At 31.5% G+C, this 18,361-nt stretch carries 17 protein-coding genes and 1 pseudogene; 7 read left to right on the top strand and 11 right to left on the bottom strand.

The window, feature by feature from the left end:
* From AC2D6T_RS10000 to AC2D6T_RS09975, 6 genes and pseudogenes are all read left to right on the top strand, one after another.
* Positions 1-112: pseudogene (locus tag AC2D6T_RS10000) on the top strand (IS982 family transposase); the annotation flags it as partial.
* Positions 113-300: 188 nt separating this feature from the next.
* A complete protein-coding gene (locus AC2D6T_RS09995) occupies positions 301-1,914 on the top strand; it encodes a T9SS type A sorting domain-containing protein (protein WP_484681391.1) in 1,614 nt (537 codons plus the stop codon).
* Positions 1,915-1,943: 29 nt separating this feature from the next.
* Complete coding sequence (locus tag AC2D6T_RS09990) at positions 1,944-2,126, top strand: hypothetical protein (protein ID WP_298945785.1); 183 nt, start codon at positions 1,944-1,946, stop codon at positions 2,124-2,126.
* Between the two features lie 87 nt (positions 2,127-2,213).
* Positions 2,214-3,305 (top strand): fibrobacter succinogenes major paralogous domain-containing protein, encoded by a 1,092-nt coding sequence (locus AC2D6T_RS09985; protein WP_484681390.1) that lies wholly within the window; start codon positions 2,214-2,216, stop codon positions 3,303-3,305.
* A 54-nt stretch (positions 3,306-3,359) separates the two neighbouring features.
* Complete coding sequence (locus AC2D6T_RS09980; RefSeq protein WP_484681389.1) at positions 3,360-4,655, top strand: hypothetical protein; 1,296 nt, start codon at positions 3,360-3,362, stop codon at positions 4,653-4,655.
* A gap of 400 nt (positions 4,656-5,055) precedes the next feature.
* Complete coding sequence (locus AC2D6T_RS09975) at positions 5,056-6,423, top strand: peroxiredoxin family protein (protein ID WP_484681388.1); 1,368 nt, start codon at positions 5,056-5,058, stop codon at positions 6,421-6,423.
* Positions 6,424-6,586: 163 nt separating this feature from the next.
* On the opposite strand, the gene AC2D6T_RS09970 is transcribed toward AC2D6T_RS09975, so the two are convergent.
* Positions 6,587-7,870: a sensor histidine kinase gene (locus tag AC2D6T_RS09970; RefSeq protein WP_484681387.1), complete on the bottom strand. Its 1,284-nt coding sequence runs from the start codon at positions 7,868-7,870 to the stop codon at positions 6,587-6,589.
* A 569-nt stretch (positions 7,871-8,439) separates the two neighbouring features.
* Here AC2D6T_RS09970 and AC2D6T_RS09965 point away from each other — a divergent pair.
* Complete coding sequence (locus AC2D6T_RS09965) at positions 8,440-9,177, top strand: LytR/AlgR family response regulator transcription factor (RefSeq protein ID WP_484681386.1); 738 nt, start codon at positions 8,440-8,442, stop codon at positions 9,175-9,177.
* Between the two features lie 119 nt (positions 9,178-9,296).
* Here AC2D6T_RS09965 and AC2D6T_RS09960 read toward each other — a convergent pair whose 3' ends face one another.
* The 10 genes from AC2D6T_RS09960 to AC2D6T_RS09915 form a co-directional block, all read right to left on the bottom strand.
* A complete protein-coding gene (locus tag AC2D6T_RS09960; RefSeq protein ID WP_484681394.1) occupies positions 9,297-10,025 on the bottom strand; it encodes an IS3 family transposase in 729 nt (242 codons plus the stop codon).
* Between the two features lie 77 nt (positions 10,026-10,102).
* Positions 10,103-10,351: a hypothetical protein gene (locus AC2D6T_RS09955; protein WP_484681385.1), complete on the bottom strand. Its 249-nt coding sequence runs from the start codon at positions 10,349-10,351 to the stop codon at positions 10,103-10,105.
* Between the two features lie 397 nt (positions 10,352-10,748).
* A complete protein-coding gene (locus AC2D6T_RS09950) occupies positions 10,749-11,702 on the bottom strand; it encodes a Fic family protein (protein ID WP_484681393.1) in 954 nt (317 codons plus the stop codon).
* A gap of 222 nt (positions 11,703-11,924) precedes the next feature.
* Positions 11,925-12,509 carry a hypothetical protein gene (locus AC2D6T_RS09945; protein ID WP_484681384.1) on the bottom strand — a complete coding sequence of 195 codons (585 nt, stop codon included), beginning with the start codon at positions 12,507-12,509 and terminating at the stop codon, positions 11,925-11,927.
* A 34-nt stretch (positions 12,510-12,543) separates the two neighbouring features.
* Complete coding sequence (locus tag AC2D6T_RS09940; protein ID WP_484681383.1) at positions 12,544-13,116, bottom strand: magnetosome magnetite crystal formation protein family; 573 nt, start codon at positions 13,114-13,116, stop codon at positions 12,544-12,546.
* 452 nt (positions 13,117-13,568) lie between these two features.
* The gene (locus tag AC2D6T_RS09935; RefSeq protein ID WP_484681382.1) at positions 13,569-14,327 is read right to left on the bottom strand and encodes a LytR/AlgR family response regulator transcription factor; all 759 of its coding nucleotides are present in this window, start codon (positions 14,325-14,327) and stop codon (positions 13,569-13,571) included.
* Positions 14,324-15,373 (bottom strand): sensor histidine kinase, encoded by a 1,050-nt coding sequence (locus AC2D6T_RS09930; RefSeq protein ID WP_484681381.1) that lies wholly within the window; start codon positions 15,371-15,373, stop codon positions 14,324-14,326. Before AC2D6T_RS09930 ends, AC2D6T_RS09935 begins: the two co-directional genes overlap by 4 nt.
* A gap of 86 nt (positions 15,374-15,459) precedes the next feature.
* Complete coding sequence (locus tag AC2D6T_RS09925) at positions 15,460-16,338, bottom strand: extracellular catalytic domain type 1 short-chain-length polyhydroxyalkanoate depolymerase (RefSeq protein ID WP_484681380.1); 879 nt, start codon at positions 16,336-16,338, stop codon at positions 15,460-15,462.
* A gap of 96 nt (positions 16,339-16,434) precedes the next feature.
* The gene (locus tag AC2D6T_RS09920) at positions 16,435-16,647 is read right to left on the bottom strand and encodes a hypothetical protein (RefSeq protein ID WP_484681379.1); all 213 of its coding nucleotides are present in this window, start codon (positions 16,645-16,647) and stop codon (positions 16,435-16,437) included.
* 509 nt (positions 16,648-17,156) lie between these two features.
* Complete coding sequence (locus AC2D6T_RS09915; protein WP_484681378.1) at positions 17,157-18,356, bottom strand: glutamate-5-semialdehyde dehydrogenase; 1,200 nt, start codon at positions 18,354-18,356, stop codon at positions 17,157-17,159.
* Between the last annotated feature and the right edge of the window lie 5 nt (positions 18,357-18,361).

Below are 18,361 nucleotides of genomic sequence, written 5' to 3'. Positions count from 1 at the left end.
TACTAATTTCTTGTCTAATATTGTTGCAGGGCTTATTGCCTATAGCTTTTTACCTAAAAAGCCGTCCATAAAATACCAGACAGTCAAAACAAATCAACTTGCATTTTATTAATCGAACTCAGGTTTTTTTCGTACGCTGCCTCAACTTCTAATTAAGATAAGTTACCACTTATACCGCTATTAGACCACTTATTGTTTTACTTTATTAAATAGTAGTAAAAAGTATGAAACTTGCAGTATATCAACCATTTAATCAACAAATTAATCTAATTATTTAAAAACAATTAAATCAAATAAATTATGAAGAAAATTATATTTTCAATTTTTACTGTGTTTATGAGCTATGTTTCATGGTCACAATCATTAAATGTAGCCTCTGGGGGCTCTGTTTATATTTCTCCTAAAAGCTTTATGCATGTAGAAGAAAATATGGGGGTTGATGCCCAAGGCGCACTTACGGTGCAATCAGATGCTACAGATAGTGGCTCCGTTATTGTAAACGGTACTGTTACTGGAGATATTAGTTATGTGCGTCATATAAATAGTACAAATTGGCATTTTGTATCTGCGCCAGTCATTGGTCAAAGTATCGCAGATTTTGCAGCTAGTAAAGATGTAGGTTCTAGTACCTATACCGTTGATGGTGTAGCTGTTGTTAATGATGTAACTAGAAGTGGTACTGGCGAAACAGGAGATAATTATGGGGTATCTATATATGAGAATGCAAATAATGCAGGTACTCGTTGGGAGTATTACACAATACCTGGAGGAAGTAATCCTGCATCAGGTAATTTTGAAAACGGAAAAGGATATTCTATGAAAAGATCTTCTGTAGGTACCTATTCATTTCAAGGAACAATGGCCACAGGAGATGTTACAATTACAATACCTGCTAATGCTATTACGCCAGAGGTATCTGCAAACCATTTATGGAGTGCAGTTGGAAATCCATATCCATCATTCCTACCTGCTAACGACCCTGATAATCAAACCACCAGTATTTTAGATCTTAACATAGCCAATTTAGATCCAAATAATGCGTATTTACAAGTTTGGAACGGTACAAGTTATCAAATTATAAACAATGCAAGCCCTCTAACTTACTTAGCGCCAGGGCAAGGTTTTATGGTAGATCCTAAGGGTAATAATATAACTTTTACATTTCCAGAAAACCTACAAGTGCCACAGGTAAGTACACCTGCTACGTTTTATAAAACAGCGGTAACGCCAACTTTAGTAGTACGTATGTCTAGTGATAAAAAGACAGCACATACCACCCTAAAGTATTTTAGTAAAACTACTACAGGTTTAGATATTGGTTGGGATGCTGGTGCGTATGTAGATATAGCGCCAACTTTTACGCTTGATACACATTTAGTTTCAGACAGTAAAGGGGTTAATTTTACATTACAATGTTTACCCAACACCAACTACGAAACTTCTATAGTGCCTCTTTCTGTAGTGGCAGCTGCCAAAGAAACACTTACATTTTCTTCAGAGGCGGCTGGTTTGCCAGAAAACATAAAAATTTACTTAGAAGATAAAATAGAAAACACCATTACAGATATTACAACCACGGCTCATCAAGTTAATATGAATACCGCTTTAAACGGTATAGGTCGTTTTTATATACACACAACAAGTAATGTATTAAGTGTAGAGGAGCCAAATATGGCAAATACGTTAAGTATCTATAAAACAAGTAATGCGAATGTAAGAATTACCGGTTTACAGCAAAAAGGCACTGCCACTGCAAAAATCTATTCCATTACTGGTAAAGAGGTACTTTCTCATACATTTTCTATGCAAACAGTTTATGATATAGCCTTACCTACCAATTTAAGTACAGGGGTATATGTAATACAATTAAATACCAATAATTCTAAACAATCTAAAAAGATAGTAATCGAATAGTAATTCATACTAAATATTTATCAAACAAGATGAAAACAACAAAGAAAACAACTGCACAAGAAGATATAACTCGAAAAGAGGCTTTACTAAAACTAGGTAGCTATGGTAAATATGCAGCTTTAACAGCCTTGGGTACCTATATGATTTTAAACCCCCAAAAGGCGCAAGCTTCTAGCCCTGCAGATAACCCTGGTACAGGTTTTGGTTCTTAACCAAACCATAATCATATAAAAATTAAAAATTAAAACAACAATTTAAAAGTCAATCCTGCGAAGGCAGGAATTTAAAACTATATAATTATGAAAAAAATACTAGTAAGCGTTGCACTTATTGCAGCAAGTTTTACAACCTTTGCCCAAGTGGGTATTGGTACAACCACCCCAGAAGGGGCTTTAGATGTCGTATCTACCAACAGTGCACTTATATTGCCACGTGTGGCAAATACAGCAGCCGTAGCAACACCCGTAAATGGTATGGTTGTGTACGATTTATCTACCAATTGTTTTAAAGGCTACCAAAATGGTGGTTGGTCAGATTGTGGTTTTGCACCATCTGCAGCAGCCGTAGCAGCAAGTACTAGTGTTTTGTCCCAGATAGGGAGTCAGGCAGATAGCCCAGATACAGAAAACGCGGTTATAACTGCAGCAGATTTAAGTACTATTTTACCTGCAATAACAGGAGTAGAAGCAGCTAACCAAACAGCTTACCAAGATTATATAGATGCCAATCCAGGTGCTTTTTCATCACCTGCCACACAGGCCGAAGTACAAGCCATGGTAGATGTGGTAAATAATATAGGTAAAGATACTACAACTGCAGTAGTAGATGTGGTTTCTACCACAGGTAAAATTTGGATGGACAGAAACTTAGGAGCTACACAAGTAGCTGAAAGCAGTGATGATGCAGCTGCTTACGGAGACATGTACCAATGGGGTAGAGCTGCAGATGGGCACCAACTTAGAACAAGCGCTACAACAAGCACATTGGCCACAACAAGTACCCCAGGGCATGGAGATTTTATAATATCCACAGCAAGTCCTAATGATTGGTTAACAACCAAAGACGATACTTTATGGCAAGGTGTTAGTGGTACTAACAACCCTTGCCCAATTGGTTATCGTTTGCCTACAGAAACAGAGTTAGAGAATGAGCGTTCATCTTGGGGATCTAACAATATAGCTGGCGCATTTGCAAGTGTTTTAAAACTTACCCTAGGGGGGTACCGTAATGGCGGTGCTGGTACAGTTTTCTTACTAGGTGAAGGGGGTAATTATTGGTCAAGTACAGTGAGCGGAACTGATGCACGCTATCTATATGCTAATGGTTCTAGTTCTGAAACAGGAAGTAGCGTTCGTTCGAATGCAATTTCACTGCGTTGTATTAAAAAATAAAAAAACAATTTAAAAGACAATCCTGCAAAGGCAGGAATTTAAAACGATATAAGTATGAAAAAAGTTTTATTAAGCATTGCATTCATTGCAGCATGTTTTACAAGTTTTGCCCAAGTGGGTATTGGTACAACCACCCCAGAAGGGGCTTTAGATGTCGTATCTACCAACAGTGCACTTATATTGCCACGTGTGGCAAATACAGCAGCCGTAGCAACACCCGTAAATGGTATGGTTGTGTACGATTTATCTACCAATTGTTTTAAAGGCTACCAAAATGGTGGGTGGTCAGATTGTGGTTTTGCACCATCTGCAGCAGCCGTAGCAGCAAGTACTAGTGTTTTGTCCCAGATAGGGAGTCAGGCAGATAGCCCAGATACAGAAAACGCGGTTGTAACTGCAGCAGATTTAAGTACTATTTTACCTGCAATAACAGGGGTAATAGCAGCTAACCAAACAGCTTACCAAGATTATATAGATGCCAACCCAGGTGCTTTTTCGTCACCTGCCTCACAGGCCGAAGTACAAGCCATGGTAAATGCAGTAAATGCAGTAGCAAGTGATGCTGTTTTGACGCAGATAGGAAATGAGGCAGACAACCCAGATAACGTAAATTCTGTAGTAACTGTAGCACAGTTAGGTTATATTTTACCAGCGTTAACGGGTATAGAATCAGCGCATGAAGCATCTTATCAAAATTATATAGATGGTAATCCAGATGCTTTTTCATCACCTGCCACCCAGGCAGAAGTACAAGCCATGGTAGATGCTATAGCGCCTCAAGATGTGGTTTCTACCACAGGTAAAATTTGGATGGACAGAAACTTAGGAGCTACACAAGTAGCTGAAAGCAGTGATGATGCAGCTGCTTACGGAGACATGTACCAATGGGGTAGAGCTGCAGATGGGCACCAACTTAGAACAAACACTACAACAACAAGTACATTGGCTACAACAAGTACCCCAGGACATGGTGATTTTATAACTAGCGTAACATTACCTACTGATTGGTTAGCAACCCAAGACGATACTTTATGGCAAGGTGTTAGTGGTACCAACAACCCCTGCCCAAGTGGTTACCGTTTACCTACAGCAACAGAGTTTAATAATGAGGTTTCATCTTTCGGGTCTTTGAATCTGGCTGGTGCATATGCGAGTGTTTTAAAACTTCCTGCAACTGGCTCTCGTAGCTATGGTAGTGGTTCGATTAACCCTCCGGGTGGATCGGGCAACTATTGGTCAAGTACGGTGAGCGGAGATTACTCAAGATCGCTAGGTTTCAATAACAATTCTGCTTCTGTTGGAACTAGCAACCGTGGATTTGGTTTGTCAGTGCGTTGTATTAAAGATTAGACATTATAGTACTTTATCTGCCATCTTAAAGGATGGCAGTTTTATTAATATAAATACCGCTAATACCATAGCAAATTCTAAAAGCACTGCTGCTATAAGTTCTTTTACAGGTATTCATAGAGAACTTAAGAATTAAAATTTAGGGTTTAGCACTAAATTTGGTGATAGGTGGTTTCTAATAATTGTATAGAAATTCATAGATATTTACTGATAGACATCATTTATAAATACGAATAAAAAGTTATTGCGAGGTACAAAGCAATCTCTTTAATGATAAACCAAAAAAGTAATGATATAAAAATTAAAACAACAATTTAAAAGTCAATCCTGCAAAGCAGGAACCTAAAACCATATAATTATAAAAAAATAGTAGAGAGAAACAAAAAAAACAATCATAAAAATGAGAAAAGTAGGGATGCTTATTACACTCATGTATAGTGTATTAACAACAGCACAAACTCTAAAAGGCACACTAAAACAACACAAAGGGCAAATAATAACCTTAACAGGTTTTAACTATTACCAACCTACACAACTGGCAAAAGATACTATAGATGCATCTGGGAATTTTACGCTAAACTATCCAAAAAAATATAAGGGTATGGCTGTATTAAATACCCAAGATAATAGTAGCTTGGTGTTTGTTTTAGCAGAACCAACATTACATTTAAAAGGCACTCATTTAAATGAAAGAGATAGTTTGCAATTTACAAATAGTACAGAGAACAGCAACTTTATACAATATGCTAAAGACCAAAGTTTGCGAGGCAATGCCTTATCTGCGCTTGCTTTTTTGCAGCCATTGTATAAAAACCAACCTTTGTTTGCTAAACAAAAAAAGCTATTAAAGCAACTAGAAAAAGAGCAAACACGTTTGCAACAAGAAGATACCCAATTTATAGCTAGTTTACCCAAAAAAAGTTATACACGTTGGTTTATACCTTACCGTAAAATGGTACAAGAAATGCCAGTTATTGTTAGAAAAAAAACTGCCCAAATACCCAATGCTATTTCTTTTTTTAGAAATACCAATTTTAACCACCCTAATTTTAAAACCAGTGGTTTGTTTAAAGAATTGATAGAAGGGCATTATTTGTTGTTAGAAAACATGGGGCAATCTTTAGATAGTAGTAATGTGCAAATGAATTTAAGTTCTAAATATTTAATAGACAATTTACAAGAAAATGATAGTTTATTAAATAAGGTTGCAGATCATTTATATACTTATTTTGAAAAACGTAGTTTAATTAGAGCTTCTGAATACTTTTCTATAAATTTATTAGAGCGTAGCCAATGTTCTTTAAAAGAGGATGTAGCTGCAAAACTAGAAAGCTACAGAAAAATGAAACTAGGCAATAAGGCCCCAGAAATTGTATTTGCAAACAATAAAAAATTAAGCGATCTAAAAACCCATAAATTAGTAGTTTTTGGAGCTAGTTGGTGTCCACATTGTACAAAAGAGATTCCTAAATTGATAGAAAATTATAAAAAGTGGAAAGCTAAAAATGTAGAAATAGTATATATAAGTTTAGATAAAGAATCAGCTGCATTTACTACAACCTATAAAAATATGCCCTGGCAACAAACTCATTGCGATTTTAAAGGTTGGGATACCCAAGCTGCAAAAGAGTATTACATTACAGGCACACCTACTTATTATTTATTAGATGCTAACAATACTATTTTGCTACGTCCAAATTCTGTAGAGCATGCCAATGTTTGGATTATGAGTAAGTTGGTTGCAACATCACAAAACACAAAAAATTGATAAAATTTACAATTCTTTTTAAAAGTAGCACATAAAAAAGGCAACATATATCTTAGAAACAATCTTAAAAATAAGATATTATAAAGTTTTTGGCGTCATCATTAATAAACTAGGCTAATAAGCAAGTTTTAGAACAGATTTAAGGCTTTATCAAAATTATCTTTTAAAAAACCAGGTTAATGGTTGTGCCAATTCCAACAGCGCTATTTATTTCTAGTTTACCATTCAATAGCTCAATAAATTCGTAACAAACCATTAAGCCTAAGCCAGTACCTTTTTCTTTATTTGTTCCTCTAACAGATTGTGTAAGTACATTTTTATTAGATAAATTTTGTATAAGTTCTTCAGACATTCCTACGCCAAAATCTTTTATTGATATAACGTTCCTTTTATTTTCGTCTATAAAAGAACTTATTATAATTTGCTTAGTCGCATAAGAAAATTTTACAGCGTTCATAAAAAGGTTAGCAATAATGGTTTTTAAAAGTGTACTATCAGTTTCAATTTCTGTTACTTCTAAATTAAAATTAATTGTATTTTCTTTATTTTTTGCATAGAACATAAAAGGGGCTATTGCATGCTCTACTAAATCTTTAACATTATAGTTTTTTTTATCTACAGTTATGCTATTTTGTTGGGTTCTAGCCCAATCTAATAAATTTTTTACAAGATGATACGTTACTGTAGACGATTTGTTTATAGTAGCAATAATTTCTTGTCTTTGTGTTTCACTAAAATGAGCATAATCACTTGCTAATAAATTGGTATAACCAATAATAGCATTAAAAGGATTAATAAGTTCATGAGAGATTACACTAAAAAGTTTGCTTTTTGTTTGGTTGGCAATATCAAGATTTCTTTTTTGTTTAGTAATTGCTTTATTCTTAATTGTTAACATTCGAGCTAATTGACGTTTCGAATAGTATTTATAAAACAGAAAAAGAGCAATAAGTGCAAAAATAACAGTAGTTGCTATTAATATATTTCTGGTGTTTTTTTGTTTTTGTATAATTAACTCATTTGTTTTAATAGTTTCTTTATCTTTTTGTTCAGATTCATATTTAATTTTTATTTCTGCACGTGCGTTGTTTTCCATAAAAATAGTGTCTTCGTATTTTTTGTCAATAGAATGATGAGATACAACACCAATATTTTTTAGAACTTTGGCTTTGCCTGAAGGATAATTATTGTCTTTTGTACCTTGCAATGCGCTTTCTGTATAAACTTTTGACGTATCTAAATTGAGACACCAATAGTTTTCTGATAAGTTGTTATGTTTATTTATGTAATTGTTTTTTGGCAGTTTTTTGGTTATATCGATTTTTAAGCGATTTAAAGCAACATATTCTTTTTGTGAAAATAAATTAAAACTAAGTAGATTGTTAAAAAGTAAAAGAGTAATAATTAACCAATTTATTCTACAAAATTTAATATTTGAGTTTTTCATTTTATTAGCAGTAATGTTTGTTAGATTAATATCAAAAAAGATATATATTGCGCAATACTTTTAAAGTACAGGGCGTTTTGGGTTCATTTATGTAACCAAAATTAATCTTCAAAAAAAAGTACAGATTAGCTTATAAAGTAAAGTTACTTATAATTCTGAAGTAAAAAAAATAAGTATTTTAAAAGGCATGGTGTAAACACCTTTAGCATCAAAATAAAAAAACCGATTAACTTATATATTTACCGTTTATTACAATAATTTGATGTTTGTTACAAAAAAAAATGAAAAATAATAAGTGTATTATAATTTAATTTTTCTACTTTCGTCTTTATAAATGTAGTATTTTTTTTGTAAACCTACACTGATCCTTCCCCCATTTTATAGTTAAGCATTAATTCATATTCAATTTTTAAAATTGAGTTTGAAAATAATAATGTTATTCTAAGACGATACTTTTAAATAAGTTTCTCTTAAGGTTGTGTTATAATGTTTTTATTACAATTCATAAAAAAAATCAAACTGAATTAGTGTATTTTTTAAGAAAATAGATGTATTGAATTAACTTTATAATGATGATAAAAAAATTTACAGCAATAGTAGTTGATGATGATTTAGATAATTTAAATATTCTAAAAATATATTTGCAAAGATATTGTCATAATATAGAAGTAATCGGGGCTGCAACATCTATAGATAAAGCTATAAGTTTATATAATGATCTTCAACCAGAAATACTTTTTCTAGACATAGAGTTAGACAATTCAAATGCATTTTATTTAATTGATCATTTAGATAATCTCTCCAGTCAAATAGTATTTGTAAGTTCACATGAAAAATTTGCTCTAAAAGCAATCAAGTATCAGGCTGTAGATTTTGTAAAAAAACCAATTGAAATAAATGATTTAATTGCAGCTTCAAACAGAGCTGTTTCAAGAATTTTAAAGAACTCTACCATAATAGAAAAACCTTCTGTAAAATTAGATTTTTTAGCTATTGCAAGTACAAAAAAAATTGAATTATTAAAATTATCAGATTTAGTTTATTGTGAAGCAGATGGTAGATATACCAATTTTCACCTCTCAAATAATGAAAAAAGAGTTTCCTGTAGAAATTTAGGAGAGTATGAAGCCTTACTCTCAAATAATAAAAACTTTTTTAGAATACATCATAAGTATATTATCAACCTAAAAAAAATAAAAAATATTAATAAAACTTCAGGGAATTATTGTGAGTTTGAAAACAATCTTTCTTTACCAATTGCTAAAAGGCGTCAAGAAAAGCTTATAAGACATTTAAACCTTAAATAAGGTTTTAAAATATTCTATTATACTGATATCGGTTGACCTTTTTTTAGGTTTAATTAATACATTCAAACGATATTTTTAAGCCGTTTAGAAGGCAAAAAATAGCTTGAACTGCTTATTGTTTAAATTTCGAGTTCAGTCAAATTTACATTATTTTTTCTATACGATTTGTATTTTATATTGGGATTGAGATGTACTTCAGCAGGTTTTCTTAAATCAAGGCTAAAATGGGTTCTTAAATTATTATAAATATATACAGCTTGTTTAGTTATTTTATGAGCTATCTCTGTATTTTTAATAGATTCTAAAAGTCCATATTCATATTTTAGGGTTCTATTAATTCTTTCAGCAATAGCATTTTCATACGGGTCATATTGTTCAGTCATACTCATCATAATTCCATTTTTTTCAGCGAATTTAGTGTACTTAGGATTGCAGTATTGGAATCCCCTGTCAGAATGATGAATGATTTTTTTATTAGGATATTTTCTATTTTTAATTGCCATATCCAAGGCGTCTTTACAAAGCGATGTTTTCATATGATTATCAATTTTATAGCCCATAATTTGTTTAGAAAAAGCGTCTGTTACAATAGCTAAATAGTTGTGGCCATTTTCTGTTTTGATATAAGTAATATCACTTACCCAAAGCTGTTCTGGACGAGTTGGGATTTTATCTTTTACAATGTTCTTATATTTTCTAAATATATGATTAGAATTGGTAGTTGTGAGGTAGTTTTTTCTTTTCGGGATTAATAAATTATTGAGCCTTAAAAATCGATAGAACTTATCTCTTCCTATGTTTATGTTTTGTTCAATCATTTGAGATTTGAGTTCATTATAGAGTTTAATTCCACCCGTTTTAGAGCCTACTTTTTTACGATACTGGCACCATTAAGCTTAGTTTTTTATTGTCTAATTCTTTTTTATTAGTGTTTTGTGTCTTTTGTAGAATGCTTGTTTAGAGATCCCAAAACATTTATAGATCCATTTTGTTTTAAAATGTTTTTCTTTTTTAGTTCTATCTCTTTTGCTAATGTTTTGGACAACGACTTTTTTGCTAAATCGACACCAGTAATGATTTCCATATCCGCAATAATATCTTGCTGAAAGTCTTTTTCAAACTCCAATTCTTTAATTTTTTCCTTTAATTTTTTGATTTCATCGTTTTTACTCATACCATTATTTTGTTATACTAAGGTACTATATTTTTTAATCCAATACCCAATAGTAGTTTTAGGAACATCATATTTTTTGGAAGCGAAGTTTGTTGATATTTGACCATTTTGAATTTGGTCAACGACGAATAATTTGGTTTCTAAAGTTACTTTTTGGTACTTTCTTTTCTGCCAGTGTTCATTTTGATTTTTCATAAGTGACTATCATTAATTGATAAATTTTTAGTCAACCTATTTCAGGAAAGTACAGTTCTTAAATTACTTACAACGTGTTTGTATAAGATTAGTGGCGTGTTTAAGAACCTAATTTAGCAAATATAAACTGAATAGAAAATCCGCGAGAATTTTCGTAAGTAGACGATAACTAGCCATTAATTTTATACGGTGTTGTGCCCAGTTATTTCAAACGATAGATTGTTTTATTTTTTTCTCCTATTTTTTCAAATAAATTCAATTCTGCTCCATTCTTTAAATCTCTACTTGCAGTTGCTGAAGAAATATCTTTAAAAATATCCATATAATCTTTTCTTGTAAATTCAGTTTTATTTAATGAAATATAGTATTCTAATCTATCTTTTTCATTTAATGTTCGATTATTAAAATCTAATAGTTGACTTATTGAAATGTCAATAACGTTTAGCATATATTCAATAAACTTAGTTGATTTTCCAGATTTATCACTTTCAGCCAAAGCTTTGTAATATTTTTCTTGGTCATTACTGATTAAGGTTTCAAAAGGTAAAAACTCAAATATTGGATATTTTTCCATTAAAATTAAAGTTTGCCATAATCTTCCCATTCTGCCATTTCCATCCAAGAATGGATGTATAAATTCCATTTCGTAATGGAAAACACAACTTTTAATTAATTCAATTTCATCAGACTTTTTCAAATATTCAAAAAGGTCTTTCATTAAGTATGGCACATTTTCAAATGGTGGTGCTAAATGCTCAACTTTAGAGCCTTTTACAATTCCGACACTTTGAGTCCTATATTTTCCAGAATTTTCAATTAAACCTTCCATTAGTTTTTGATGTGCTTCTAAAAAGGATTTTTCATTAGAAGGATTGAAATTTTCTAAATTTTCATAGATTTTGATTGCATTTAGAACTTCAAGAACATCTTTTTTAGGACCAATAACTCTTTTGTTTTCAAGAAGTGCTGTTATTTGTTCTTCTGTAAGTGTGTTTCCTTCTATTTTTAATGAAGAATGAATAGTTTTAATTCTATTCTGTTTTCTCAATTTAGGTGAAGGTCTGTTTAATAAATTAGCATTTACTTCTCCTATTTTCTCTGAAATAGAGGTTATTAATTTTAAAATAGAAGATGTTATTTCGTAAGGTGGTTTCATTTTCTTGATACTATCATTTGATACTATCAAAGATACAATCATTTAATCTGAATTATGTTATGAAACGGGATTTTTAGTTAGGCATAACGGTTTTGTGTTATGGAAAGTTGCGATTTTGTGCCATCGTTATTTTCCGCAGGAAAATATAAGATTGCAAAAAAGCAACCAACTTTGATTAAGCTAAAAGTAGCAATTTTTTATACACGGTGTTGTAACCAGTTATTATTCTATTATCTTTTCAGTACTTGCTCCAAGCCAGTATTCAATGAATGAATCAAAACTGAAAATTAATACAATAAATAGAATAGTAATTCCAAAAGTGATTAATCTTTTTTTAATAGGAATTCTAGTTTTTGAATGAAAGCTAGTAAGCTTAATGACAATATCTTTTACTATTTCTCTATTGAAAAATAGAATTAATAATAACATTAAAAGAACTATTATGGCATTTGCTAAAGCTGGATATACATCAAGAAAAATAATATCGAATACAATTATGTTTACCATTATAGGTAATAAAATCAATACTCCTATCAATTTTGTTTTATTCCATAATAGAAACCAAGCTCCTAAAAGTTGAAAAATACCAACGAACAAAATATAAGTATATGAATGTCCCATAAATGTCCAAGCCAATGAAAATCCACTTGCCTCACCTAAAGTTGTATTAGCAATTTCAGTAGGTAATTTTCCTTTCATATAAAATTGACCACCTAATAATTTAGATAGTCCATAAATATTTATGATAATAAAAACACATTGGCGTAAGACAAGTTCGATAGTCGCTTTATAATAAAATTTATTCATAGTTGCTTTTTAAAGAAGAGAAATTCAGTTGAGATTAACTTAAGAATTGAAACACTGATGTATACTTTACGGATTTCCCATTATGATATCTGAAAGTATTAGATATTATAACTATAAAATTTATAAAATACATTACGCTGATAGTTATTAGTATTCCAGCAAAAGAAATAGTTGTTAGTTCAAGCTTTGAGGTAAGAAAAAGACCAATAACTAATAAAAACAAAAGTAGTGTCCAAGATATTTGAAAATTTAAAATGGATTTTCCGACATAGTCTATGTCTTTTATCTTATCTTTTTTAGAAGTCCAAATAATTAATGGAATTAATATACCAAGCAATGGAAATGCTATAAAACCTAGTTGGGATAAATTCAATAGTAATAAAGCTTTACTATCTTCAATAATTTGCCAATCTATTAATTCGTTAGGTGTAACATTTAAGGCGCTAGATAATCTTTTAATAGAATCTCCAGTAGGTTGGGTTTCACCATTTTCAATTCTTTGAACTGTCCGTAAACTTAAACCAGAATTTTCAGCCAAGAGTTCTTGTGACATTCCGTTTCGCTTTCTTAATTCTTTTACTCTTTTTGCTAAATCTTTATTCTTCAATTGTGTGATGTTTAATTGTTGAAAGCAAAGCTAAATAAAAGCATTGGCATTGGTGTCGTCATTTATATGACATCTTTACGTCATCTGTGTTTTAATTGGTTACAACGGATGGGTATATGAAAAGTTGGGCAATACGGAGCGAATCACTGTCAAACCGCACAAAGTTAAATGCGAGCTACACACTTGAAATTTAGCACTATCTGCCCAATGTTTTATATACCGTGTTACAAGCTGGCCGTTCTTGTCATTCCTTAATCTGTCTTTAATTTTTGCTGCATTGTCTTTCTGTCCGTGCGTTGGAGTGGGATGGGCTTGAAGGCTCTTTTGGCATTTTAGGATTGAGGGCAAGCATTGCGGGAAATACAAAGTATTCACGAACTCCATTGAAATTAAATAATTTGTGAGTAATGCCAAATGTGCCTTAAAGCGAAGGGATGCCGTGTGATTGGATTTTACATTTCTAACCATTGTCTGAAAATATTTACTCTCGCTTTGCTTATCAATATTTGCTCTTTTGTTTTTGGTTTTGTGTTCAACAACAATCGCCTGTTAAAATAATTGCTTACTTCAATTATCGTTTTTCTTGATGAAATAAACTGTCGGTTAGCCCTGAAGAAATCAGATTGATTTAGGTTTTTTTCCAAATCATCCAAAGTCTCGTCAATAACATATTTTTCTTCTAGGTGGGTCAGACCGTAAACAATGCCGTTTTCAATATAGAACAAAGCAAAATCAGAAACAGAAACAGGTATGAAACCATCATATTTTTTTATCAGAATAGTCCTTTTTTCATTGTCTGCTTTCTTTGTTAAAGTATGCAAAACATCTAAAAGTTTTTTGTCATAAATGGTTTGCTTTTGTGAATGCTGATATTTGTTAAGGGCAAATTCAACATCTGATTTTTTAATCGGTTTTAAAATATAATCAATACTGTTCACTTTGAAAGCTTTGATTGCATATTCATCAAAAGCGGTTGTAAATACCACAGGAAATGATACTTCTGTTTTGTCGAAAATTTCAAATGAAGTACCGTCTGCAAGCTGAATATCAAAAAAACCAAGTTCGGGTTTTGGGTTTGATTCTATCCATTTAACGGCATCTTCAATGCTTTCAAGACAAGCCAATACATTAATCTCAATATCCAATTCCTTAAAAATGGCAAGCATGTTTTGACTTGCACTTAACTCATCTTCAACCAGTATTACATTCATTTTATAATTGGTATTTTAACACAAAATTCGTTATTTTTTTCAGAAATTTCGATTTCCTTCCCGCAAATCATCTGATACCTTTTATTAAGGTTACTTAATCCTGAACCGTGACTCGCAACATTTTCTTTCTTTCTCAACTCATTTTTAAAATAAATATAATCATCCGTGTTTAATATTGATATTTTCACAGGACTTGAACTAAGAAGTTTATTGTGTTTAGTTACGTTTTCAAACAATACATGTAATGCCAATGGTGGTATCTTATTTTCCAATATTTTACTGTCTATCTTGTTATCAATGCTAAAATTATTGCCAAATCTTTTATGCAATAAATAGGAATAATCATTTAAAAAACCAATTTCTTCTTTTATGCTCACAGTGTTATTATCTCCACTATCAAGAATATAGCGGTAAACCTGAGACAACTTCTCCACAAATTCAAGGCTATCACTTTTCTCGGCAGTTCGAATAACAGCACTTAGAGAATTCAGTGTATTAAAGAAAAAATGAGGGCTGATTTGTTCTTTTAGACCTTGAAGCTCAGCTTTTTTGTTTTCAATTTGCAATTGTACCATAACCTCCTTATTCCGTTTTGCGGTTCTATTTGCTATGAGCAAGGACGCTATAATTAGCGCAGAAATTTCAGCTAAAATGAATTTTTCCAGAAAAAAGACTATCGAATATACTTCGACATTATGGGGAAGAGATCTAAATAGAATATAAGCTAAAAGGGAAAGAAGAAGATAAAGAAAAATGTTGGTGGTAATGTTTACAAATTGTTTATTCCATCCTTTTAAATTTTTTCTGATAAAACTTTCTTTCCATGAGTAGTTGAAAAGGATTACACAATAAACAACAACAAAAACACTAAAAATCCATGCCAAAGCATGTATGAATTTAATGTTTTCATCTGTGGTGAATTGGATAAATGAGGTAGTTTGGAAGAGTTCGTAGAGATTAAATAAGAAAACGAAATTATACAAGCATGAAATTCCTACGGCAGAAACTGCACTAATGAGATGTATTTTATAAGCTTTTAAAAGCATTATTTATAAACCTTTTGACTACAAACAATAACTTCATATAGGAATGCTATTGCTTATAGTTGTTGTTGTTTTAATGTATTTATTCTTTATCTCAAACCATTTATGTCAAAGCGTGATACGAAGTTCCAAACCAATTCAGATGTATTTTGACCTTGAAAAGTTGAATTAAACCAAACATGGTCTCCTCCAATATATTTGTAATGTTCCACAGAAACTAAGCTATCTCCTTGATCATAAACATAATGTTCAATATTGTTGTCACTTATTACAGTAGGGGTTAAAACTGTATTATTGAAATTAATCCAATGCTCCAATGTACTTTGTGCAGAGTTCCAACCATCACCACCATTATAGGGTAGTACACCATCAGAAGTTCCGTGAAGATGCACTACTGGCATTGGATGACTTGTAGGTCCAGTACAATCTAACATTACACCGGAAACAGATGCTACCGCAGCAATTAAATCACTTTTATAATTCGCAAGTCCATATGCCATCATGCCACCGTTTGAGTATCCAGCAGCATAAATTCTTTCCATATCTATGTTGTATTGCGATGAAATCTCATTAATCATGGATTCAACAAAGCCAAAATCATCAGCATCACTTTTATTGTCTCCACCAGTTGGACAAGCATTCCAATGAGATGAACCGTCTAAACAGCTTCCTTGAGGATAGGCTAAAATAAAAGTATCAGTTTCTGCTATTGAACGCATATCAGCATAGCTCATAAATTCACTTGCACTACCTCCAAAACCATGGAAATTAACTAACAAAGGAACTGCAGAAGTCCCATCATAAGAGTTTGGTATATATAATACATATTCCCTGTTAATATTGTCATGAACTAAAGTCTGTGCATTAGTATTTGAATAACATTCTTCTGAATTGTTTTTAACATCATCCTTTTTACAACTACTTAGTATTGTTATTAGAATAGTAAAAAATAAAATCGGACTTTTCATTGCATTTTTTTTTGTTATTGTTATCATTATTCTAAAATTATTCTTCATTTAATAATGCTTTAATTGTTTGATAAGTCAAACATAGAATATGTTATTCTAATATTTCTCGGAAAATTGAGTGAAGCTGAAAAAATTAGGTTTGAAATGACTTTTAATAGAAGTGATTTTCAATTCGAAAGTTGGGGTGAAAAAGCATGTGTGTGGCTGCGAAGTGACGGCTGAAGGAGAAGAGCAGCTAAACTCTTGCTTTTGTGGGCTGGCTTTTCCTTTTTCTTCTTTGTCTTTATGCAACAAAAACTTTCCTTTCATTCTGTCGTTGGTTTGTTTCTTCGGCTTACTTGTAACGTTTATGTATAAGATTAGTTGCGTGGTTTAAGCACTAAAGTTAGTGAATAAATCACAGATAGAAAGTCTGTGAGGACTTTCGTAAGTAGGCTAATACCAGCAATTAATTTTATACCTTGTTGACTACAGTTTTTATTTTCTTCAGTTTTATATTTCATGTAAATTTTTATTATTCATTCTTTTCGGCAAGTCGTTTGATTTACCAAAAAAAACTTTTCTGATTTCCTTAAAAAATTGGAGCCTTTCACTTTCGGTATTTGTTTTTAATTGAGCTTTATGCTTATTTAACGATATATCAAATCTAAAAGGTTGTTTTTTATTCAATTAAAAAAATCCAGTGTAAATCCACACTCCAAAGTACTGATTGTAGTTTTTAGTTCCTTTGGCTATTTTCTGAATTTTTATTTTTTAACACTTTGATGTACTTTTAAAAAGTTATTTTTATTGTTAACATTTAAAAACAGAAGTGTTTTTTAAATTCTTACATGCCCATCACCAAAAACATAGTATTTATTAGTAACTAGTTGCTTTAATCCTAATGGACCTCTATGATGAAGTTTATCTGTACTGATTGCCAATTCTGCACCAACGCCCATTTGTCCACCGTCTGTAAATCGTGTAGAAGCGTTATGATATACAGCTGCACTATCAACATTTTGCATAAAGTTCATAGCTTCGGTTTTGTCTTCAGTAATTATTGATGCTGAATGTTTGCCAGAGAACTTATTGATAATATCAATAGCCTCATCTAAAGTGTCTACTTCGCCAATTAATAATTTTAAAGCTAAAAACTCTTCGTACCATACATCTATACTTTTAACTTTTTCTTTTTTAGAAAGAACATCAGAAACTTTATCGTCAACTAAAATTTCAACATTGTGCATTTCTAGTTTTTCTTGAAGCATTCTCAACTTTATTGCATATTCTGGAAGGTTTTTATTTATTAAAACTTTGTCTAATGCATTACAGCCTGAAATTTTATCTGTTTTAGCATTAATAATCACATTAACTGCTTTGCTCCAATCTGCATTTTCAGAAATATATAAAAAGTTATTTCCTCTACCGCTAACTAATACCGCGCAAGTTGCGTACGTTTTAACAAAATTAATTAATCGTTCGCCACCACGCGGAACTATTAAATCTAGCGGTTCTGTTGGATTTCTTAAAAACTCCTGTGTTTCTTCACGTTTGAGGTGTAATAGTTTTATCCAATCTTTTGAAAGACCATTCGCTTCTAAGGCTTCGTGCCAACATTTTTCTAAAATACCATTGCTGTTAAACGCTTCTTTACCTCCTTTTAATAAGATCTTATTATTGGCTTTAAAGGCTAATACCGCAGCCTCTATGGTAACATCTGGTCTAGATTCATATATGATAAGAATGGTGCCAAAAGGTGCTGTGGTGTTTACAATGTTAAGATTATTTTTTAAGGTTCTATTAGATATTTCCTTATCTACTGGATCGTCTTGTTTCATAACATCTTCCACCGCTCTAATCATTTCATCTATTTTCTTGTCGTTAACGACAAGTCTGTCGTAAAGTGCTTGATCTTCTCTTTGAAAAGCATCTAAATCCTTTTTGTTTTCAATAATGATACGTTTTCGTTTGTGCTCTAAAATCTCAGTCATAGATTTTAAAACGTTATTTTTTATATCTGTATTTAAAAGTTTCATTTATT

This window comes from Polaribacter sp. YIW18 (assembly GCF_057219325.1).
Note: the sequence above shows the minus strand (reverse complement) of the source record. Positions and strands in the feature narration are given on the sequence as shown.